26 protein-coding genes are annotated in these 19,574 nt (G+C 65.2%); 11 read left to right on the plus strand and 15 right to left on the minus strand.

Annotated features, from left to right (window positions below; translation table 11 throughout):
* The first annotated feature begins 238 nt into the window (after positions 1-238).
* The 6 genes from QW863_RS01345 to QW863_RS01370 all read left to right on the plus strand — a co-directional run bounded on the left by QW863_RS01345 (position 239) and on the right by QW863_RS01370 (position 5,493).
* The gene (locus QW863_RS01345) at positions 239-1,090 is read left to right on the plus strand and encodes a 3-hydroxybutyryl-CoA dehydrogenase (protein ID WP_315712279.1); all 852 of its coding nucleotides are present in this window, start codon (positions 239-241) and stop codon (positions 1,088-1,090) included.
* Positions 1,091-1,978: 888 nt separating this feature from the next.
* Positions 1,979-2,275, plus strand: a complete 297-nt coding sequence (locus tag QW863_RS01350) for a copper-binding protein (protein ID WP_315712278.1) — start codon at positions 1,979-1,981, stop codon at positions 2,273-2,275.
* Positions 2,276-2,300: 25 nt separating this feature from the next.
* Positions 2,301-3,134 carry a DUF2066 domain-containing protein gene (locus tag QW863_RS01355; RefSeq protein WP_315813922.1) on the plus strand — a complete coding sequence of 278 codons (834 nt, stop codon included), beginning with the start codon at positions 2,301-2,303 and terminating at the stop codon, positions 3,132-3,134.
* 113 nt (positions 3,135-3,247) lie between these two features.
* Positions 3,248-4,087 carry an SH3 domain-containing protein gene (locus QW863_RS01360; protein WP_315712276.1) on the plus strand — a complete coding sequence of 280 codons (840 nt, stop codon included), beginning with the start codon at positions 3,248-3,250 and terminating at the stop codon, positions 4,085-4,087.
* A 132-nt stretch (positions 4,088-4,219) separates the two neighbouring features.
* The gene (locus QW863_RS01365) at positions 4,220-4,942 is read left to right on the plus strand and encodes a DUF3750 domain-containing protein (protein ID WP_315712274.1); all 723 of its coding nucleotides are present in this window, start codon (positions 4,220-4,222) and stop codon (positions 4,940-4,942) included.
* Between the two features lie 116 nt (positions 4,943-5,058).
* Complete coding sequence (locus QW863_RS01370; RefSeq protein ID WP_315712272.1) at positions 5,059-5,493, plus strand: Rieske (2Fe-2S) protein; 435 nt, start codon at positions 5,059-5,061, stop codon at positions 5,491-5,493.
* Between the two features lie 27 nt (positions 5,494-5,520).
* On the opposite strand, the gene QW863_RS01375 is transcribed toward QW863_RS01370, so the two are convergent.
* From QW863_RS01375 to QW863_RS01400, 6 genes are all read right to left on the minus strand, one after another.
* Entirely contained in the window at positions 5,521-5,751 is a 231-nt protein-coding gene (locus QW863_RS01375) for a zinc ribbon domain-containing protein (protein WP_315712270.1), read from the minus strand.
* 225 nt (positions 5,752-5,976) lie between these two features.
* Positions 5,977-6,192: a hypothetical protein gene (locus QW863_RS01380; RefSeq protein ID WP_315712268.1), complete on the minus strand. Its 216-nt coding sequence runs from the start codon at positions 6,190-6,192 to the stop codon at positions 5,977-5,979.
* A 479-nt stretch (positions 6,193-6,671) separates the two neighbouring features.
* Positions 6,672-6,863, minus strand: coding sequence for a hypothetical protein (locus QW863_RS01385; RefSeq protein WP_315712266.1), 192 nt, complete (start codon positions 6,861-6,863; stop codon positions 6,672-6,674).
* A 63-nt stretch (positions 6,864-6,926) separates the two neighbouring features.
* Positions 6,927-7,277 carry a zinc ribbon domain-containing protein YjdM gene (locus QW863_RS01390; RefSeq protein ID WP_315712264.1) on the minus strand — a complete coding sequence of 117 codons (351 nt, stop codon included), beginning with the start codon at positions 7,275-7,277 and terminating at the stop codon, positions 6,927-6,929.
* 129 nt (positions 7,278-7,406) lie between these two features.
* On the minus strand, positions 7,407-7,691 hold the full coding sequence (locus tag QW863_RS01395) for a DUF2312 domain-containing protein (RefSeq protein ID WP_315712263.1): 285 nt from the start codon (positions 7,689-7,691) through the stop codon (positions 7,407-7,409).
* Between the two features lie 146 nt (positions 7,692-7,837).
* Positions 7,838-8,617, minus strand: a complete 780-nt coding sequence (locus QW863_RS01400; RefSeq protein ID WP_315712638.1) for a transglycosylase SLT domain-containing protein — start codon at positions 8,615-8,617, stop codon at positions 7,838-7,840.
* A gap of 164 nt (positions 8,618-8,781) precedes the next feature.
* On the opposite strand from QW863_RS01400, the gene QW863_RS01405 reads away from it, so the two are divergent.
* Positions 8,782-10,851 (plus strand): methyl-accepting chemotaxis protein, encoded by a 2,070-nt coding sequence (locus QW863_RS01405; RefSeq protein ID WP_315712261.1) that lies wholly within the window; start codon positions 8,782-8,784, stop codon positions 10,849-10,851.
* 467 nt (positions 10,852-11,318) lie between these two features.
* On the opposite strand, the gene QW863_RS01410 is transcribed toward QW863_RS01405, so the two are convergent.
* A complete protein-coding gene (locus QW863_RS01410) occupies positions 11,319-11,633 on the minus strand; it encodes a hypothetical protein (protein ID WP_315712260.1) in 315 nt (104 codons plus the stop codon).
* Positions 11,634-11,686: 53 nt separating this feature from the next.
* Here QW863_RS01410 and QW863_RS01415 point away from each other — a divergent pair, with 53 nt between their 5' ends.
* Positions 11,687-11,920, plus strand: coding sequence for a DUF2171 domain-containing protein (locus QW863_RS01415; protein WP_315712258.1), 234 nt, complete (start codon positions 11,687-11,689; stop codon positions 11,918-11,920).
* A gap of 45 nt (positions 11,921-11,965) precedes the next feature.
* Here the strand turns inward: QW863_RS01415 and QW863_RS01420 are convergent, their stop codons facing one another.
* Together QW863_RS01420 and QW863_RS01425 are read right to left on the minus strand one after the other, a co-directional pair.
* Complete coding sequence (locus QW863_RS01420) at positions 11,966-12,547, minus strand: DUF488 domain-containing protein (RefSeq protein ID WP_315712257.1); 582 nt, start codon at positions 12,545-12,547, stop codon at positions 11,966-11,968.
* Positions 12,544-12,780 carry a DUF2945 domain-containing protein gene (locus QW863_RS01425; RefSeq protein ID WP_315712256.1) on the minus strand — a complete coding sequence of 79 codons (237 nt, stop codon included), beginning with the start codon at positions 12,778-12,780 and terminating at the stop codon, positions 12,544-12,546. Before QW863_RS01425 ends, QW863_RS01420 begins: the two co-directional genes overlap by 4 nt.
* Positions 12,781-13,003: 223 nt before the next feature.
* Here QW863_RS01425 and QW863_RS01430 point away from each other — a divergent pair, with 223 nt between their 5' ends.
* Positions 13,004-13,291 (plus strand): hypothetical protein, encoded by a 288-nt coding sequence (locus QW863_RS01430; protein WP_315712254.1) that lies wholly within the window; start codon positions 13,004-13,006, stop codon positions 13,289-13,291.
* On the opposite strand, the gene QW863_RS35970 is transcribed toward QW863_RS01430, so the two are convergent.
* Positions 13,264-13,776 (minus strand): CPCC family cysteine-rich protein, encoded by a 513-nt coding sequence (locus QW863_RS35970; protein ID WP_409977874.1) that lies wholly within the window; start codon positions 13,774-13,776, stop codon positions 13,264-13,266. The two genes, QW863_RS01430 and QW863_RS35970, sit on opposite strands and share 28 nt — an antisense overlap.
* Positions 13,777-13,962: 186 nt before the next feature.
* On the opposite strand from QW863_RS35970, the gene QW863_RS01435 reads away from it, so the two are divergent.
* On the plus strand, positions 13,963-15,504 hold the full coding sequence (locus tag QW863_RS01435) for a hypothetical protein (protein WP_315712252.1): 1,542 nt from the start codon (positions 13,963-13,965) through the stop codon (positions 15,502-15,504).
* A gap of 115 nt (positions 15,505-15,619) precedes the next feature.
* On the opposite strand, the gene QW863_RS01440 is transcribed toward QW863_RS01435, so the two are convergent.
* The 3 genes from QW863_RS01440 to QW863_RS01450 form a co-directional block, all read right to left on the minus strand.
* Positions 15,620-15,973 (minus strand): hypothetical protein, encoded by a 354-nt coding sequence (locus QW863_RS01440; protein WP_315712251.1) that lies wholly within the window; start codon positions 15,971-15,973, stop codon positions 15,620-15,622.
* Between the two features lie 411 nt (positions 15,974-16,384).
* Positions 16,385-16,645, minus strand: a complete 261-nt coding sequence (locus QW863_RS01445) for a hypothetical protein (RefSeq protein WP_315712249.1) — start codon at positions 16,643-16,645, stop codon at positions 16,385-16,387.
* Between the two features lie 108 nt (positions 16,646-16,753).
* A complete protein-coding gene (locus QW863_RS01450; protein WP_315712247.1) occupies positions 16,754-17,011 on the minus strand; it encodes a hypothetical protein in 258 nt (85 codons plus the stop codon).
* Between the two features lie 206 nt (positions 17,012-17,217).
* Here QW863_RS01450 and QW863_RS01455 point away from each other — a divergent pair, with 206 nt between their 5' ends.
* Positions 17,218-17,712, plus strand: a complete 495-nt coding sequence (locus QW863_RS01455; RefSeq protein ID WP_315712246.1) for a protein-tyrosine phosphatase family protein — start codon at positions 17,218-17,220, stop codon at positions 17,710-17,712.
* Positions 17,713-18,026: 314 nt separating this feature from the next.
* Here QW863_RS01455 and QW863_RS01460 read toward each other — a convergent pair whose 3' ends face one another.
* Positions 18,027-18,791: a metallophosphoesterase gene (locus QW863_RS01460; RefSeq protein WP_315712245.1), complete on the minus strand. Its 765-nt coding sequence runs from the start codon at positions 18,789-18,791 to the stop codon at positions 18,027-18,029.
* Positions 18,792-18,901: 110 nt separating this feature from the next.
* On the minus strand, positions 18,902-19,573 hold the full coding sequence (locus tag QW863_RS35975) for a DUF4145 domain-containing protein (RefSeq protein WP_315810493.1): 672 nt from the start codon (positions 19,571-19,573) through the stop codon (positions 18,902-18,904).
* Position 19,574 lies beyond the last annotated feature (1 nt).

Below are 19,574 nucleotides of genomic sequence, written 5' to 3' on the forward strand. Positions count from 1 at the left end.
GCGCGGCGCCGTCGGCGCGGGTGCGGGCGGCTGGCTCTGGCTGGGCGCCGTGCCGGTTGTCTGCCGGCTCTTGGTTTGGACCCCGGGGCGACCGTTCGCTTCCGATGCCGCCGAACCGCGGGGCAGCCGGCCCCCTCTCGGCCCGCCGCCTTGGGTCTACCCGGCCGGCCGATAGCCTGTTAAGCAACCGCGCAGGACGGGGCGGTCCCCGCGGATACGAGATTGAGAGGAAGCGGCAATGATTCAGACGGTCGGCATCATCGGAGCAGGCACCATGGGCAACGGCATCGCGCAGGTGTGCGCCGCCGCGGGCGTTCCGGTCGTCATGGTCGACATTTCGGAGCAGGCCGTGGCGCGCGGGCTGGCGACGGTGGGCTCCAGCCTCGATCGCCTGGTCAAGAAGGAGAAGATGACGACCGCCGACAAGGACAGGGCGTTGTCGCTCATCACCGGCACCGCCGACAAGGCGAAGCTGTCGAACTGCGACCTGGTCATCGAGGCCGCCACGGAGAACGAGGAGTTGAAGCTCAAGATCCTCAAGGACCTCTGTGCCGGTCTGAAACCCGAGGCGCTGATCGCGACCAACACCTCCTCGATCTCGATCACCAAGCTGGCCACCGCCACCGACCGGCCCGACCGCTTCATCGGCATGCACTTCTTCAATCCGGTGCCGATGATGGCGCTGCTTGAACTGATCCGCGGCCTGCAGACCTCGGATGCGACCCATGCGGCCGCCGCCGATTTCGCCAAGCGGATCGGCAAGGTCGCGATCACCGCGAAGAACAGCCCGGGCTTTGCCGTAAACCGCATCCTGTGCCCGATGATCAACGAGGCGATCTTCGCGTATTCGGAAGGCATTGCGACCGCGGCCGACATCGACGAGGGCATGAAGCTCGGCTGCAATCACCCCATCGGTCCGCTGGCGCTGGCCGATCTGATCGGTCTCGACACGATGCTGTCGGTGATGGAGGTGTTCTACAACGGCTTCAACGATCCGAAGTATCGGCCGGCGCCGTTGCTGAAGGAGATGGTGGCCGCAGGCCAGCTCGGCCGCAAGACCGGCAAGGGCTTCTACGACTACAGCAAGTAGCTGCGGCAGATTGCTTCGGCGGCGGGTGACGCCTGCACCCGCCGTGCATCAGGCGATGAAGGATTTCGTTCGGGGATATTGGTCGGGGACATTGGGAATGCGGCGATGCCGCGAGCGGATATCTCGGCTGCCATTGGTCAGCTGATCGCTGCGCGCGATCGACTGATCACACGTTCCAATACTCTCGTTGCGCAGTATCAACCCAAGTATTGGGAGCCGCAGATAGCTACCAAGCTCGCGCTGAAGTGATCCAGATGGACGGAACAGCGCCGGGCGGGCAAGGGGCCATGCCTCGCTGATGCAGCCCACTAAGCCGCGACCCGGCGTGCCGTTCGTGATTTGCCGCTATGCGATGGTCCGAAGCGAGTCCCGTCGCACTCAGCGGATCTGGTACGGAGGTGGAGTCATAGAACCTCCCTGCAATCAGATGGGTTGTTGTCGTTCGGACATCGCGGCGCCGTCAGGAACGGCCACCGAGATTGGACGACACGATTATCGTCCTCCCGGCTGCCTGTGCTGTCAAGGCGCATCCTGACGCATTGATGAATTCGGCGTTACGGGGCGTCGATACTGCGAGTGCAGGAAAACTTTGATCACGCGCTGGTCTGATGACAAATCCGTGCAAATCACTACATGAGGGTGGCCGAGCCGTGTCGGTCGAAGAAGGTTCGCGATTGCGCCCGGTCGAGCGCGCGTCGTCCGCAGCGGCGGAGACGATCAGCATGTTTTATGTAGGCGTAGTGCTTGGGGGCGACAAACGGGCTGCACGGCGCATTGATTGTGGCGCGTTAGACGGCCCAAAGTCGTCAGCGACGAAGCTGAAGGTTCCGGGAACCAAAGAATTCGTGGTGTTTTGTTTGCCGCGAGAAGCAAGGCAGGAGAACAGCGATGAGAGCAGTTGGCATTACTCTGGCGACGGTCGCCCTGTTTGCGGGGACTTGGCCCGCTCTGGCAGCGGAGCAAGACACGGCGGGCATGGTCACGGGGATCAACCGTCTCAACGGCACGATCGCGATCAAGCGCGTTCCCAACGGGACCGTCGGCGCCAACACGGCGGGAGCGGCCCAGGAGTTCAAGATCAAGGACAATGCCATGATCGAGAACATCCACGCCGGCGATCGCGTGACGTTCTCGACGTCCGACGCCGCCACACCGACGATCGTCAAGCTCGACCGGCAGAAATAGCCGACATAGCCGGATCGAGGGCGCGATGAGGCAGTGCGGTGCTCTCCGCGGTTGGGGCGTATGGCGTCTCGGGCTCTGGGCGATGATGGTCGTCGGGGCCTGCACTATTGCGAATGCGGCTCCGACCGACCTGTACCAGGCGCAGACGGTCGTGACCGGTCAGGGCGAGGACAATCGCCGGGCGGCATTTGCAGCATGTCTGGAAGACGTGCTGATCAAGGTGTCCGGTGCATTTCAGCTCAGGAACGACGCAAGGCTCGCGCCACTCGAGGCGCGGGCAGCGGAGTTCGTCACCGGCTTCGATTATCACGATCAGATGTCGGGCAAGCCGAAGCACGATGAGCAGGGCACGCGCGACCGTCCATATGACTTGACTGTGTCATTCGATCGCGCGCGGATCGATCAGTTGCTTGCGAGCTTGAACATCAAGCCGTGGCCGGCGCCGCGCCCGTCGATTGCCGTGATCGTGGCGATGACGTCGGGCGGTCGTACTTTCTTCGTTGCATCCGACGACCGGAGGTCCGATCTGCAGCGCGACGCGCTGCGCGCAGCCGCCGTCAAGCGTGGACTCGAGATCGCTCTGCCAAGCGCCTCCGAGGTCTCGAAGGCCGCTATTGAGCGGACCAAGTTGAACGATGTCCAGCCCGCGGCGGTTGCGTCGTGGTTTCCCGGCGCTGATGTCATGCTCTTTGGCGATCTCACCTGGGACGATGCCGAACTGGGCTGGGTCACGCAATGGCGCCTCGATCGCGCTGGCAAGCAAGATCGGTGGCAATTCCGTGGCGTGACGTTCGACGAGGCATTTCGCCGTGCTCTCGGTGGAGCAGCGCAACTCCTCTCCGACAACGGAGCGCCGTGAGGTTGCCGCGATAGTCTGCAACCATCCCCGTGGACCGGATGCCTGAGCCGCGCATGCGGGGCGCGAGAGTCTCGCGCCCGAGCTCGCTCGGGCAAACAGACAGGAGGGCGCCCGTGGTGAAACTCAGACCGTGTCTTGTTGCTGCGCTGTTGATTGTCACGCCCGCCTCGCTGGCGGTGGCCGCGCCGGGCCTGGTGCGCACCGCGGCCACCATGCGCGCAGGACCCGGCCCCGGTTTTCCCGTCGTCGAGCGCATTCCAGTCGGTGCCAGGATCACCATCCATGGCTGCATTCAAGGCGGCGCATGGTGCGATGTCAGCTTCGGAGGCGAACGCGGCTGGGTCGCGGCGCGGACGCTCGCCTATCTGTATCGTGAGCAGTACGTCTACCTGCCCGAATATGTCGAGTACGTGCCGACTGTCGGCTTCACGCTGACCACCTATTGGAGCAGCTTCTATTTCGGACGGCCTTGGTATCATCGGCACGCGTTCTGGAACCGCTACTGGCATCGCCATCCGCCGGTCATGGCGCAAAATCCGCCTCAGCCTGGCATGACCCCGGGGATGCCGGGTCGTGGTCCCGGCGGGATGATCCAGCCTGGCGCCGGAGCGGGCGCGGTCGCCGGCACGGGCCAACCATCCGGACCGACTTCGGGCATGCAAGGTCGCGTGCCGCCTTCGACTGCCGCCGGTCCCGCCGCACCTCCGGTCGTGGCTGGTGCTCCCGCTCGAGCTGCAACGCCACCCATGGTGCAGCCATTGATGAGCCGAAGCAGCGGTGCGCCGCAGAGCGCCCGCGCGCAGATGGGCGGCATGCGCATGATCGGGACTTCGCCGCAAATCGGCTTGGCGCATATCGGGGGCGGCCCCGCCATGGGTGCTGCGCGTGTCGGCGTCAGCGGCCCTCGCGGCGGCGGGCGTTCCGGCCCGGGCGGTGGTTTCCGCCGGCACTGAGTCTTCAGCGCTGCCCTGGTGTCCGGATTGTGAAGGTGGCGTGCCGGCCGGCGTTGGCGACGGCGGGCGCGATGACTACATGGCTGTCATTCCTCGGCGCCTCCATTGTCCTCGCTCATCGTGAAAAAGCCCGTGCTCGCTTTCTTGCTGCTCATCTTCGTGCCCATCTCGCTGTCTGCCGCGAACTATCTGCGCGGCGATCGTCGCGGCAGCTGGCAGACTGCGGACCGTTCGAGCGCGGGCCTGCTGCCATCGCCGGCGCAGCATGCCGACGCGATGGTGCGCGTATTCGCTGCGCGCACGGTGCGTTGGCGTGGCATCTTCGCGGTCCACACCTGGATCGTCGTGAAGGAGAAGGGCGGCCCGCGCTACACCCGCTACGACTACACCGCGTGGGGTGAGCCGATCCGGGTCGATGGCTTCGCGCCCGATGGTCGCTGGTTCGGTGCATTGCCGGAGACAGTGCTGGCCGTCGACGGCGATGAAGCCGAGCGGGTGATCCCGAGGATCCGCAGCGTGATCGAGAACTACCGCTTCCGCGCCTATGGCGACTACAACGCCTGGCCGGGGCCGAATTCGAACACCTTCGTGCAGGCGGCGCTGAACGCGGTTCCGGAGCTGAACGCCGTGCTGCCGCCGACTGCAATCGGCAAGGACTTCCCCTTTGACGGCTGGTGGGGGCGCACGGCCTCCGGGACCGGTCTGTTCGTATCGCTCGGCGGCTATCTCGGTGTCACCGTCGGGTGGATCGAGGGCGTCGAGCTGAACTTCTTCGGGGGAGTTCTCGGCGTCGATCTGCGCCGGCCGGCGCTGAAATTTCCCGGGATCGGCCGCCTCGGCATGCCAGCGGCCTGAGGCCGCGATCTGTGTCTGTCAGGTACTGGCTGGCATGCTGCTTGCTGCGAGCCTCTTCAGCGCGCCTGTGATGTCGCGGATGCGCCAAGAACGCCGGGCGAGGCGAGAAGAGGCGGATGATGAGCACGCTGTTTGCGATCTGCGCGACCTATGAGGTGGACGATGGCGCGGCGCGGGGCTTCGTTCTCCAGCGCCGCGAGCCCGACGGCAGCGCCAAGCCTTGGCCGATCCTGGTCACGCGCAAGGGCAACAATTTCTATGGCTTCGAGAATGCCTGCCCGCATCAGGGCGCCCGCCTCGACAAGCATCCGGGCGAGTTCATGGACGAGGAAGGCAATTTCCTCGTTTGTGGCGAGCATGGTGCGCAGTTCGACCTCGATACCGGACAATGCTTCATCGGGCCCTGCCAGGGCCGGACGTTGTCCCCGGTCGAGCTCGTGATCGACGACGGTGACATCTGCCTCTCCGGGATCGATCTGGACGAGGAGGACGGCCTCGACATCGACGATCCCGAGGATGACGTGCCCGAGGTGCAGATCACGTCGGACTGAGGCCGAGGGCCGGCGGCCGCGGCCGGGTCAGCGCTTCTTCCGTTCGGCGCGGCTGTAGTTGCTGAGGTGCCCCTCGCGTGCTGCCTGGCTGCGCGCGGCCTTGATCAGGCCGGGGCTGCGCGCTGGCGGCGCCGGCAGCGAGGGTAGGCGGGTCAGCTTGCGACTGCCGCAGGTCGGACAGACTGGCCTTTCAGAAATCCCGATCAGCAACTCGACATCCTCTGCGCAGGCTGCGCAATGGAAGCTGTAGAACGGCATGACGTCATCCCCTCATTGTCGCTGAGGGGCATTGCACGAAGCGGGCCAGCGCCATTGCGCATCGAATTCGCCGATTCAGGGCTCGTTTGCACGCTAACGGCAGCGTTTTTTGCTGCGCATGTCCCGAATGCGACGCGGCTGGGGTCGAACATTCGACAGCAGTGCAGAGCTCTTCCGCCCGGCCGGCCCCGGATATCCGGGCGCCAGCCGGACGTGCAAAGCGGATCAGGCGTTGGTCTTCGGCACGTACTTGCCGGCGACACACTTGTAACCCTGCAGATGCCACTCGTGATAGGGACCCTTGGACATCCAGTCTGCGATTCCGATCTGCGCGCTGACGGCGCAGGATGTCATCGTGATGCCGGACATCTCGCTGTTGGTGACGACCTTCTCCATGCAGAGCTGGCCGTTGCATAGCATTGCGACGAGAGTGACGAGCACGTTGATTCTGCCTCCAAAGAGTGGGACCCGGTCAGGATCTGGAAAGCAGAGTTCATGCCAAGTTATGAATCCACGCCGTGCTGCTACGGAACGGATTGCTACGGGTGTCACTTCATGGCGACAGAAGCGTGACGGATTCACTGCTTGGATCACGCAGCGTTCGGCAACCGGCCTGCGTTTGCTGCTCGATCAATTGGCGATTTGCCCGTGTTGTGTTGTTCGGCCTGAGTGCCGGGCCTGAGCCGGACCTGTTGCGTCAAATAACAGGCAGCGCCTGCGCAGTCCTGCGGCGCCCGCGGACATTGTTTTCGGGGTCTTCGGGCGGAATATCGCCGTTCATTGGGTGAATCAGAGTTCGATTCGCAAGGGTGTCTGCAGACGAACCGCCGATTCCCCGCATGATATTTGGCCGGATGCCAGACTTTCCGGTGGCGCTGATACCGACGCCCCGATGCCCGGTGCTGCGAGCCTCCGGTCCGTCAGGCCTCGTTCAATCCGGCACCTCGATCGGTCAGGATCTTCTGCCCCTTTGCCGTCAGCTCGTAGATGTCGCCGTCCTTGGCGACATAACCTTCGCGGATCAGTCCATCGAGTTCGTCCTGCCGGTCGGGCGAGAAGGCGATTGCCTGGCCGATATCCGAAAGCGTCGCGATCTGGTCGTCCGTCAGCATGGCCATCCTCCCGTTGTCGATCCGAACGCCATGGCGTCGCGAATGTTCCGGGAGCACCAGGCTCTACGCCTTGCGCACGAACTCCGACTTCAGGTTCATCTGGCCGATGCCGTCGATCTTGCAGGCGATGTTGTGGCCGTCGCTCGCCTCCTGCAGGCGGATGTTGCGCACCTTGGTGCCGCCCTTCACCACCGACGACGATCCCTTCACTTTCAGGTCCTTGATGACGATGACGCTGTCACCGTCGGCCAGAACGTTGCCGTTGGCATCGCGGATGCTGGCGTCATCGCCGGCCGATGCCGCAAGGGCGGCGTCGCCGCTCCATTCATGGCCGCATTCGGGACAGACCCATAGCGCGCCGTCCTGATAGGCGTGCTCGGAGCGGCATTGCGGGCAGGTCATTGCGTCGGTCATCTCATCCTCGGGCGCGGGCAGAAGCGTAGCGCAGCGTTAGAGGCTCGGATGGAACCGGGCAAGGAAAATCCCGGGGAGGGCAGCGCGCGGCGCAGATGGGCTGCGCGCCGCCATCGTCGGTCGGCAGCGTCACGCCGCCTTGCGCTCGGGGGTTTTGCTGGCCGGCCCGGTCTCGGCCGCTTCCATCGCCCGGAGATAGGTGTCGAGCAGCGTCTCGTGCTCGTCGCGCTCGTCCTGGTCCTGCTTCCTGAGCTTGATGATCTCCTTCAGGATCTTGACGTCGAAGCCTTCGCCCTTGGCCTCGGCGAACACTTCCTTCTTCTGCTCGTTCAGCTCCGCCAATTCGCCATCGAGGTGCTCGATCCGCTCGATGAAGGACCGGATGCGCGCGCCGGGAATGCCGATCTCTGACATGGTGACTCCTGTACTAATGGGACGGAGAAAATGCGCGGCAGTTCGTTGCCAATGTCTTAACGGGCGCGCTTTGCCCACATCGGTGAATCCGACGTGCTTAACGCGGAACCGGGCGGGCTGCGATGTTGCCGAGCGGGCGCCATGCGCTAGCTCTGCTCCGCCGCCGAGAGCTTCTGAAACTGCTTCTTCATCGCATTGACGCGGCCGAGATAACCGGCGACCGAATGGTCGCCGCAGCGCTCGCCATCCGCCGGCTTGAAGCCACGGCGCGCGAACCCGGCCGCCGGCCCGGCGCCGCACAGATGAATGACGGCCGCGAGATCCTGCCGCTGCTGCGCGCTCGGCTTGGCGCCAGGCTGCCGCGCGAGCACGGCGGAGACCTGGCGGTCGAGCGAGATCACCGTGAGCGCCACCGCATGCGCCGGCCATGCGCGGACGTACAGGCTCGGTGACCCACAGCCGTCGCTGACCACCTCGTGATCCCGGATGCAGAACCGTGCGGCGTCGGCAAAGGCGCCGTCGGTCATCTGGAACAAGCCGACGGCGCTGGACGCCGGCTGATACAGCGCGAACGGATTCCATGCGAAGCGCCAGCGCCAATAGGTGCGCGCCACCGGATTGCCCGAGCTCTCGGTCTGCGCCAGGGCGGCGAGCAGCTCCGACGTGATCGATCGTGTCGAGCTCTCACGGAACAGCGCGCCATATTGGCGCCAAGTCTCCTCCGGCTCCTTGTCGAGCGAATGACCCGTTACCACGAACAGCTCGGTCGGCTTGCGCAGCACGTGATAGGCCAGATTGACCAGCGCGAAGGTCACGAGCAGCACCAAGGCGCCGCAGGCGATCTTGATCCACCGCGGCGCCGCGCCCACCGTCCGGCCCAACCACTGCGCACCGCGCCCTGCGATTCGCTTCGCATCGCGCCGCAGCGCGCGCCAGCGGCTGCCGCGTTGCGGCTTGCGCAATTTTTGTTGGCGTGGAGCAGGGGATTTCGGCAACTGATTACCTCGGCCGCCGGTGTGCCGGTCCATGGTTAAGGAAGAATTTGTGCAATCGCGTCATCCTGCCACTTTCTGGTGTGGGGCGGGGCGTGATGAAGAAATCGGTCAGTACTCTGCTGATGGTGCTGTTGTCGGTGCTGGCGGCGGGCATCCTGGTGTCCACGGCGATCCTGATGAGCGGCGCCGCGGGCCGCTATCGCGAGAGCGTCGCGACCGAGCAATTGACCGCGGCCGACAAGGCGATCTTCCAGAACGTCCTGGTCATGCGCGCCCACCGCGGCGACATCCAGAGCGTGCTGCTGAGCGAGGACGATCCGCGCGCCAAGCTCACCGAATATCAGGGCATCGAGGCCAAGGGCTATGACGGCATCGTCGCCGCGCTCGCCGGCGTCGACATGCCCGAGCGCGACGACCTCATGGCCGGGTTGAAATCGAGCTGGGACGCCACGGTTCCGCAGTTCAAGCTGCTGTTCGATGAAGCCGCGAAGCCGCGCTCCGAACGCGTGCTGGCGCGTACGCAGGCTTGGTACCAGGCAATGACCAAGACGCTGGACGTCGCCAACGCCGCCTCGCTCGCCGTCTCGAACCGCGCCTGGATGACCGATCCGGCGATCGCCAAGATGGTGCAGGCGCGGCGGCTGGCCTGGCAGGTCCGCGACCGCTACGGCCTGCAATGCTCGGCGCTGCGCCCCAACATCAACGCCTCCAAGCCGCTCGACGACACCCAGAAGGGCGCGATCGCGCAATGGCGCGGCACCGTCGCGGCCGGCTGGTCCGGGCTCGACGACCTCCTGGCGGGGGGCGGCAGCACCGGGCTCGCCGGGGCCGTGAAGACCTCGCGCGCCGAGGTCGAGGCCGCGCATCAGCGCATGGACCAGCTCGCCAACGGGTTCGACGGCAGCGGCAAGCCGGCGATGCCGGCGCCGGAATGGAACGCGTTCTGCCAGGGCCCGTTCGCCGGCATCATCGCCATCGGCATGACCGCGCTCGACGGCTCGATCGCGCGCGCCGAGGAGATCAAGACCGCGGCGCTGAGCAGCCTGATCGTCCAGTCGCTCGCCTTCATCACCGCGCTCGTGGTGGCCGGCCTGGCGCTGCGCGCGGTGCGCGTCCGCCTGATGCGCCCGGTCGGCGTCCTGATGCAGGCGATCCAGCGCATCGGCCAGCGCGACTACCAGACGCCGGTGCCGCAGTTCGCTCATGCCGACGAGTTCGGCGCCATGGCTGCCGCCCTCGAGGGCCTGCGCGAGAGCGCCGCCACCGCCGAGCAGCTGTCGCGCGAGCGCGAGCTCGACCAGGGCCGCCGGCTGGAGCGCTCGCAGGCGATCGACAGCGCCTGCAAGAGCTTCGACGACACCGTGCAGGCGGTCATCGTCAGCATGGGCAACTCGACCGGCCAGCTCGATTCCAGCGCCGGCGAGGTCCGCAAGCTGGTCGATGAGTCCACCGAGCAGACGGCCGCGGTCGCCAGCGCCGCGGAGACCGCGACCACCAATCTCGAGACCATCGCCGCCGCCACCGAGGAGCTGACCGCGTCGGTCTCCGAGATCGCGGCCCAGGTGCAGGCCTCGGCGGCCGATGCGCGCCAGGCGGTGGAGAAGGCGGCGCAGACCAACGCCACCGTCGAGATGCTCGACCGCGCCGCCAACCGCATCGGCGAGGTGGTCAAGATGATCACCGCGATCGCCGCGCAGACCAACCTGCTGGCGCTCAACGCGACCATCGAGGCGGCGCGCGCCGGCGAAGCCGGCCGCGGCTTCGCCGTGGTCGCCGGCGAGGTCAAGAACCTCGCGGCGCAGACGGCGACCGCCACCGACGACATCACCCGCCAGATCGCCGAGATCCAGGCCGCCACCGGCGAGTCGGTCGAGGCGATCCGCGCCATCAGCCACAACATCTCCAGCATCGACGAGAAGATGACGGCGATCGCCGCGGCGGTCGAAGAGCAGCGCGCCGCCACCACCGAGATCTCGCGCAACTTCCAGCATGCCGCCCAGGGCACCCGCGCCGTGACCGACACGATCGGCTCGGTCGCAGCGCTCAACCGCCAGACCGGCAATGCGGGCGCGGCGATGGTCGATTCCGTCCGCCGCATGTCGACCGATGCCGATCGTTTCCGCGTGGCGGTGGAGGGCTTCCTCGGCACCGTGCGCAAGGCGTAGCATCGCCAAGCGGGCGCGATCCCGCGACGCAGATGGCGCCCGAGCCTTGCCGGTCGTCGGCCCTCTGAAGGGAGAGGGCGCGGGGAATGCCGGGCGCTGGCCGCACCCATGGCCCGCCTGCAGAAGATAAGCAGGCGGCAGTCACCACAGGTTCAGCCGAGGCATCCCGGCATTCCCCGCGCGATGGTTTTCACGCTTATGTCGCGATCTCCCCGGTGTCCGGCTTGTTAGCCACCGTCGCGCGGCGCGATCATCATCACCACCGCACTTGGCGCCAGCTTCGGGGCGCCAGGACCACGCGTCTTCACGTCCGCAAGCGTGCCGTTCGTCGGCGGGCCTCGAGCCCGCTGCGGCACACTCACAGCCACCGCATCTCCGGCCCACGTCTCGTGACGATCGCGATGCGCCCCTCTCGGCGGGCCGGGATGGGCGTAGACAATCATGATTTTTGAAAAAGCGAAAGTGATTTATTTTTCACCGAAGGACTGGACAGGCCAGATCAGCTTGAGGCCGCTGATGAAAATGGCTTGTCGGCGCAGGCGGATTTTCGCGTCATTGCCAGCCGACGGGTCCGCGCCAAGGCGCAGCCCGTGGCAGGATCCGCAGCACTCCAGAATTCTCGTGCCGCCCTGGATTGCTTCGTCGCCTTCGGCTCCTCGCAATGACGAGAGTTCGTAGGGCGGGGTTTGGCGCAGCCGTAACCGCCGCCTGCGGAGGAATGGCGGATCACGCTGCGCTGATCCGCCCGACGGCTCCGTGCGCGGAAGGAACAGTTCGGGCACCCCGCCGGTTGAGGCAGTTTCAGACCCATCATCAGCCACGAAGGAGACGCGTCATGCAGGACATCAGGGAACACATGGAAGTCATCGGCGCCGACGGCGCGCATGTCGGCACCGTCGACCGCGTCGACGGCAACCGCATCAAGCTGACCAGGAAGGACAGCGGCGAGGGCAGCCACAAGGGGCATCATCACTTCATCGACAAGGGTCTCGTCGCCGACGTCGAAGGCGACAAGGTGCGGCTGTCGGCCATCGGCGCCGTCGCGGTGACGATGGAGGAGGAGACCTAGCCTGGTCGCGATGCGGAGCGCGTCGGCTGCGCCGCGAGTTGCGTGTCATTCGTTGTTCGAGCCGGGATAGGTCAATCTGTCGCCGGCTCGCACCGCACCCTCAGATAACGTCGCCGCACGAACCTCGTCGTGGCCCATGAGATGATACACGGCGCAGCCGGCATCGATCAGGTAGTCGGCGACGATGCGACGATGACAGCGCCACCACACCGCCTCCGCGCACATGATGGCCGTGCGTTGCGCGGCCGACACGGTCAGCAGGCGATCGAAGCCGCGCCGGAAGTCATCGGACAGGGCGTAGTCAGCGTAATGATGGAAGCTCTTGTTGGTCCAGAAGCCGTTCGTGTCCGGTGAAATTCCGCTCGTCTTGCGCAGGCCGCCGAGCTCGGCAATGCGCAGATGGCGGATCTGATGGCGCGCGAGCTCGGCCGGCAGCACCTCCGAATTGTACTGCGGGTTGGTCCGCGAGCGCGGGATGCGCCTGATATCGACGACGAGCTGAACCTCGCCGGCCCGCAACAGCGTGACGAACTCGGCGATCGTCCGCGTGGAGTGCCCGATGGTGAAGACGGGAAGCGCGTCGCGCGCCCGTGTCATTGCGGTCTTGGCGGGTGAGTGCTCGGTCATCCCTGCGAACCGCGAGCCTCATCGCCGCTCACCCTGGTCAAGGCGCTCTCCTTGTGAGCGGCGATGTGGTCGCTCTTGTCGCTCTTGATCTCGTATTGCGGAGAGTCCTTGCTGGCGCGGTGACGATAGCCCTTGTAGTCGAAGTCGCGCACATGCACCGCGACGATGCGTCCGGTCACGCGGCCGGCCTCCGAGTTCCAGGAGACGTGGTCGCCCTTCGCAAACTTGGTCATCTGTCTGCTCTGTAAACAGCCGCGATCCGCACTTCACCCAGGAACGGCTCAGGCAAAGGCATGTTCCATTCATCGCTGGTCAATCCGCTCCGGCGAGCCGCGATTGCCTGGTCCCGCGGGATATCTGATCCAGATCAATCCGCAGCCGCCCGCGACCTTCAGAGTGCTCCTGTCGAGGTCGCGGCCGGATGGTCGATGTGACATGCAAAGGGAGAGCTGTTCCATGCGTACTTTTGCCTTCATGATCATCTTGCTGGCGTCAGTCAGCCTCAATCCCTTGTTCGCTCAGGGGCAAGGAAAACCTTCCCCCAATCCCGCGGAGACCAAAGCGAGTTCAGGCGTGCCGGCAAGAGAGAAGGGGCAGTCGACCAGCGAACGTCAGAAGCAGCACACGCTGCATCGGATGGGACCCGGCATCGATTGGGACCACCGTAAGGCAGGTCGCGACTGGAAGATCTCTCCTCAGCGCGAGAAGAACGACGCTCATGGCAAACGAGACGGAGCGAGCTGAACGGCTCGTTCCCTGCGACATGACGCTAGCGCTTGGTGCTCGCCTGCGATCGCTATGCTGGCGTGGTGGCATCCAGCGATGACAACATCCGGCGTCTCCCGTCGGGCCGATGACGGTCCCGCATCGTGCGACGAGCTAGCGTTCGCCGTCCGCCGGGGGGGGGGGCGGACGCACGCACGATGCGCCGCCTCCGAGGCGCCGTGGGTCTTGAAATTGGCGCGTGCCTCGGTCAGCGACAGCGCTCCATTGGGACCACCACGGACGAGGTCGGCATCGTGGTCGTCCTGGCCGTCGTCCTCCCAATAGCAGACCGGGCAGATCTCGAACCCGCCGCGCTCACCCAGGGTGAGGAAGCGGCAGCAAGGGAAGCGATAGCGCACCTCCGACGGCGGCTCGGTGACATCGCGATACATCAGGGCGTGATGATGCGAGTCTGAAAGACCTGCGTCAACGGCGAGCCGTCGGCGGGCCAAGCAGCGCGCCATCTTTGCGAAAGCGATGCATTTGTCATAACAACTATAGGTTGATATTTTGATCGAGATGGGGGCAAATCATCCTCGCCGAATCCGCGAGGCAAGCCTCACGCAGCGTTTCGCGTGGCTTGAGAGACGTGGCGTTTGACCATGGTTCAGCTCCCGACCGGCTGGATTTCAATCACCAAGGAGTTTTTCATGCGCATTGGCTTTGCATTGTCGACCCTCTCCGTCGTCGTGGGATCGTCCGTTCTCGGCTGGGGCCTGACCGCGCCGCACCCCGCGCAGGCGTTCCTGGAGGACATCTGCATCCCGCGCGTGAAGGACGGCTTGAGGAATTGTCTCGCGCCGGCCAGCGCGTGCCGCAATCCGGCGGAGGCGCTCAACCGGGGCTGCCTGCTCGAGGCGGTGCAGTTCGCCGTCATTCCGCCCGGCCGCAGCATGATCCACGCCGACTCCACCTATTTCATCGCCCAGGCGCTCGGCTATCGCGCCGACGTGGCCTATTGGATCGCCGCCTACAACGAGAATTCCGACTACGCGCAATATGCGCCGATCGATCAGTGCGGCGGGCAGGCGACATCGACCAATTCCGGCGCCAGCTACATCACCGCCAAGTTCAACGGCTTCCAGCGCACCAACAACACCACCGACGGGCCGCTGTATCATTACCTGCTGAACTTCTCGCCGAACGGGCAGGGCACCGACGTGCACGGCGCCAGCGGCGTGCAGGCGGTGTATCCGTTCCACTATCCGCCCCCCGGCTATCCCGTGACCATCGACAGCGTCTATCAGGGCACGCTGTATGATCTCAGGCAATGGGCGATGAAGCCCGACGACGGCCCGGGCCTGCTGTGCACCGCCGGATACACGGTGCCGAACGGCTCCTCGAACTTCAGCGGCCCGCAATGCCTGGCTGGCACGCCGATCAGCGGCAACGTACCGCTGCTGGAGAACTACGCCATCGGACCGGCCATCAACATCACCTCGGGACCGAAGGTGCTCGACAACAGCAACGGCGTCGTCGACTACACCCAACTCAAGTCCTGGCTGGACGACAAGAGCCGGACGACCGGCGTGCTGTTCGACGATCCCAGGAAGCCGCCGGTGCCGGTGCAGATCGCCCGGATCGGGCTCTATCTGCACTCCCTGCAGGATGCCTCGTCGCATGGCACCTTCTGCGGCGACGACGCGCCGTCGCCGCCGGGCGGCTCGGATGTCGGCAGCTACATGGCCATGAGCTCCGGCAGCATCAAGCTCAGCTTCGGCACCTATTGCGCCACCGGCCCGCATCTGGCGAGCCACGTCCAGGAGACCGGCACCGGCGACGCCAGCCTGCCGCTGCGCGACTATGTGGCGCTGAACAACACCGTCGACGAGCTGATCCTGTTCGGCAACAACGTCGCCAAGCCGCGCGGCTGGATCGTCAACCCCAGTCTGCTGCCGCCGAACGTCGTCGGGGCCAAGAGCGCGGCCGGTGACAGCGCCGCCGATTTGAAGTCGCGCCTCGTCGGCCGCATCGTGCAGGGCCAGCAATGGTCGCGTGCGGAGGTCTACAACTCTGGCGTGGTCACCCTGCCGCTGCAGCGCACCGACGCGCAGGACCGGCTCAACACGATGAACGCCGCGCTGGGGGCCTATTCGAAGCGGCTGCTGGCCGCCAACCCCAAGCTGACCCCGCTGCGGCCAATGCCGGGCAATTCGTTCGACCCGAACGACAAGTCGGTGTGTTTCAAGTAACGCCGCAGGGCGGGCAAAGCGCCGCCGCAAGGCGGCGCGTGCCCACCAATGCGAACCGCCCGCACCCTACGGGCTGTCCCGCTCATCCGAGCCTCCTGATGTTTCGTGCGCCGCTTCAGGGGGATTCCGTCGTCGAAAGCGTCTTCCAGAGCAGATATCCGCCCAGCACGATCAGGATCATCGGCATGAGCGGCAACGGCAAGGCAAGAAGATCCCACAGGCCGGCCGCAAGAATGATGACCCCGATGACCACGCCGAACCTGTCGACCTTTAGGCTCCGTTGCGTCCGCACCATCTGTGCGCCCAGGATGAGGACGCCGACGCCCACCAGGAACCAGCCCCAGGGAAGCCCCGCGAGCATGACCACGCCGAGCCAGATGAAGAAGACGGCCCACGCGGCTGAATCGATTTGACGGTGCGGATCGGGCGCGTCGTGGGATGGGACGAGAGATGCTTGCGAGTCGGCCATGATACTGCCTCCGCTTCTCTGACGATGACAGCTTGATGCGGATTCACTTCGACCCTGTTGATGCAAGTCAACCAAAGCGCGCGGGAAGTGCGTGGTCGTGTCCACAGCGTGGCGCCGGCAAAGCGCACGCCCGCGACCGCCTCGTTCTCCAGCAGATGCACGCCGAACCGCGCCGCCTCGGCGCGCGCCAGCTTCAGCTCTTCGGGAAAGGTGCGGTGATCAAATTCATGGTTGCCCATCACCATGACGATCGGCACGCCATGATGTGGAGGTTCATGGCGGGCAGGGAGGTGGAGCCCAGGGCTCGCCGCGTAGGGCGCGTTAGCGAAGCGTAACGCGCCGATCTGGTCAAGCGGCGGATTACGCTCCGCTCATCCGCCCTACGCTTGCCAACGCTCCTGGTCCGGCCGATCAGCACCATCCCTTCTTCCAGTGGCCTGGCGGACAGTGATGACCGCGCCAACCCACCTTTCGGCCGCGACTCCAGCCGAAGGCCCGGTGACCGCCGCCGCGGCCCCAGCCGTGACCATGACCATGGCCATGACCGCCTCTCACCTCGATGAGATCAGATGCGCCGCGATCGACCTGAAGGGGAGCGCGAGGCAACGCGCTGGCGGGCACGATCAGCGCGGTTGAAATCGATGTTGCCAAGATGAAGATCGCTTTGCGCATGTGACTCCTCGGATGTCTGGAAGATGAACTGAGAGGCTTACGGCTTTTCTGTGTCTTCAAGCGAAAGGGGGGGGCCGAGAAGCGGGATCGTTCCCGTTCGCGCGCCCACTACTTCCTATGCGTGCTGGAGCCGGTGGTCGTCATGCGCTGGCCAGGAGCGCTCTCGGAATGCCCCGGGCCGGCGGCGGTGTTGCTCTGATGACCGGGCGCGTACTCCGAAGCGCCGGGCGCCGTCGACGTCTTGCTACGCTGCATCTGCTGACCGGGCGCTTTCTTCGACGCGCCGTGCGAACTTGCGCCGGTCTCTGCGGCGAACACCGGCGAAGCGGCGAACAGAGCCGCCGTCAAGACGATTGCCATCCTCATGAACGAACCTCCTTCGTTGTTGGGTTCGTAGCAAACTGCGGCGTGTCGGCGATCGTTCCGCTGCTCCGGGAAATCCTGGGGATCGAGTAGCGGACGCGGTATGATGTTCGGGGGCCTGAGAGTGCATCCGTCTCGGCAGCCGCGATCCCGGATGTCGCTCTCGCTCATCCGGGTTACGAACGCTCATTCATGACAGGACCATCACCATGTCCCGCCTGCACCGGATCGACCTGCCCACCGCCGGCCGCCTCGCCATCGCGGCGCGGCCGAGGGCGGAGGACTGGCTGGCGGAGGACATCGCGGCCTGGGTGGGCGAGGGCATCGCCGTCGTCGTCAGCCTGCTGGAGCCGGCTGAGGTTCATGACCTCGGCCTTCAGCGCGAGGCCGCGCTGTGCCAGTCACACGGCATGGCCTTCGTGTCATTTCCGATCCCCGACCGTGGTCTTCCTGAGAGCCGCAGCGTAGCGTTGCGGCTCGCACACGACCTCGCCGCGCGGCTGACGGACGGCCAGACGGTCCTGATCCATTGTCGCGCCGGCATCGGCCGCTCCGCCGTCATCGCGGCCTGCGTGATGATTCGGCTGGGCATTGATGGAGCTGAGGCCTTCGACCGGATCGCCGCCGCACGCGGCGTGCGCGTGCCGGATACGGAAGATCAGCGGGAGTGGGTGAGGACGTTCGAGCGCAAACAGATCGAGTAAGGTGCAGCGTCACCGTAACTCCCGCTGCGGCCGATGCCGGGGAATTCGTTCGCGGCGGGCGACAAGGCGGTGTGCTTCAAGTAGCGCCGGAGGCCGAGCCAGCAGAAGGGTGCGTGTTCTCTCCCCACGTCATTCCGGGGCGCGCGAAGCGCGAGCCCGGAATCCATACTCACAGGCCGCGGGGCTGGGCACACATCGTCGCGGCCTGCATCTCGCAACTCATAGCCGCTCGTGCTTATGGATTCCGGGCTCGCGCTTTCGCGCGCCCCGGAATGACGGAAGAGAGAGCCTGCCCAGCCACGCCGAGCAGACGACTACACCTCCACCACCAGCTCCGGATCGAAATCCGGGTTCTCGCGGCCATAGCCGTGCGGGTTGCAGATCACGCAGGTGGTGCCGACGCGATAGTCCGAGGGCGTGTGGATGTGGCCGTGGATCCACAGTGCCGGCTGGGTGGCGAGGATCAGCGCGGAGAGATCGGAGGCGAAGGCGGCGGTGGTCAGGTCGTTGTGATAGCGCTCGGCGACCGAGCCCCAGCCGGGGGCGTGGTGGGTGACGACGACGGTCGGGCCGTCGAACGGCGTCTCCAAGAGGCCCGTGAGCCAGGTGCGCGATGTCAGGTGCAGGCCGAGCGCCTCCCGCGGCGTGAACCGCAGCCACGGCTCGTCCTGCCAGATGATGCAGCGGTGGTCGTGCATCGTGTCCCCGCAGGCGGCCATCGCCTCCGCCTCGCTGCCGGGGCCGAAGATCGCATAGTCGGTCCACAGCGTGGCGCCCGCAAAGCGCACGCCCGCGAGCACGACCGCCTCGTTCTCGAGGAGATGCACCCCGAACCGCGCCGCCTCGGCCCGCGCCAGCTTCAGCTCCTCGGGGTAGGTGCGATGATAGAATTCATGGTTGCCCATCACCATGACGATCGGCACGTCCTCCGCCACGATCTCGCGCAGCCGCGCAAACCCGTTCACCACCCCCTCGCAGACATCGCCGGCGACGACTGCGACATCGATCCCGGGCAGGGCCTCGATCGGCTTGATCTCGGCCGTGTCGGTGTGGAGATCGGAGAATACGTGGAGGTGCATGTGGGAGACGGGGTAAGCCCAGGGCTCGCTGCGTAGGGCGCGTTAGCGAAGCGTAACGCGCCGCTCCGGTCAAGCGGCGGATTACGCTCCGCTAATCCGCCCTACGCGAGCTACTTTGCTAGCGGCTTCCCGGCCGCTGTAAGTTTCGCGTTTAGGGCGTCCTTCTTCGCCTTTGCTTTAGCTGGTCCAACATAAAAGTGTTGGAATAGCTCTTCGATGACATCGAGGCACCATTCTGCCTCATGCGGTTCTACCTCAATTACTTGAATCGTTGTTTTGTCGTCTATTGGATGGGCAGAGAAATTCCCGAAGTTTCGGATTGCATCAACTGTTTCTCGCAATTGATGAGTAAGTGCCTTTTTCGGATCGGGCTCGTTCAATAATAGGTCGACCTCTTTGGCGAGGTCTTTGGCTCTATAGCCCGCAGACCGAAGCATCGCTTGAAGACATCTTCGGGCTAGAGCGGCCGAGGCTTTGGCGCTGATCGGTAAAACGTCACAAGCTTCCAAATAATCGCGAACTATGTCGACCGGCACCTCAGGAGGCGCGGGACCCCTAGTCGCGCCTTTAGGGACGATGATTTCCCACTCTGGATCTGAGTTTCGGTTCCTCTTCCGCGCGACTTCTATGATTACCCTCTGGCATTCAGGGCAGTATGCGGTTCGATAGTACCAATATAGATCCTGATTGATGCGATCAGGAACAAGATTATGGCCGTGCCTCTGAAAGGTATCTTCAATCCAGCTGTCATGAAAAAAGATAGTGCAGTGTGGGCACTTCATC

Origin of the sequence: Bradyrhizobium sp. SZCCHNR1017, assembly GCF_032381375.1 — a bacterium.
Lineage (GTDB): Bacteria > Pseudomonadota > Alphaproteobacteria > Rhizobiales > Xanthobacteraceae > Bradyrhizobium.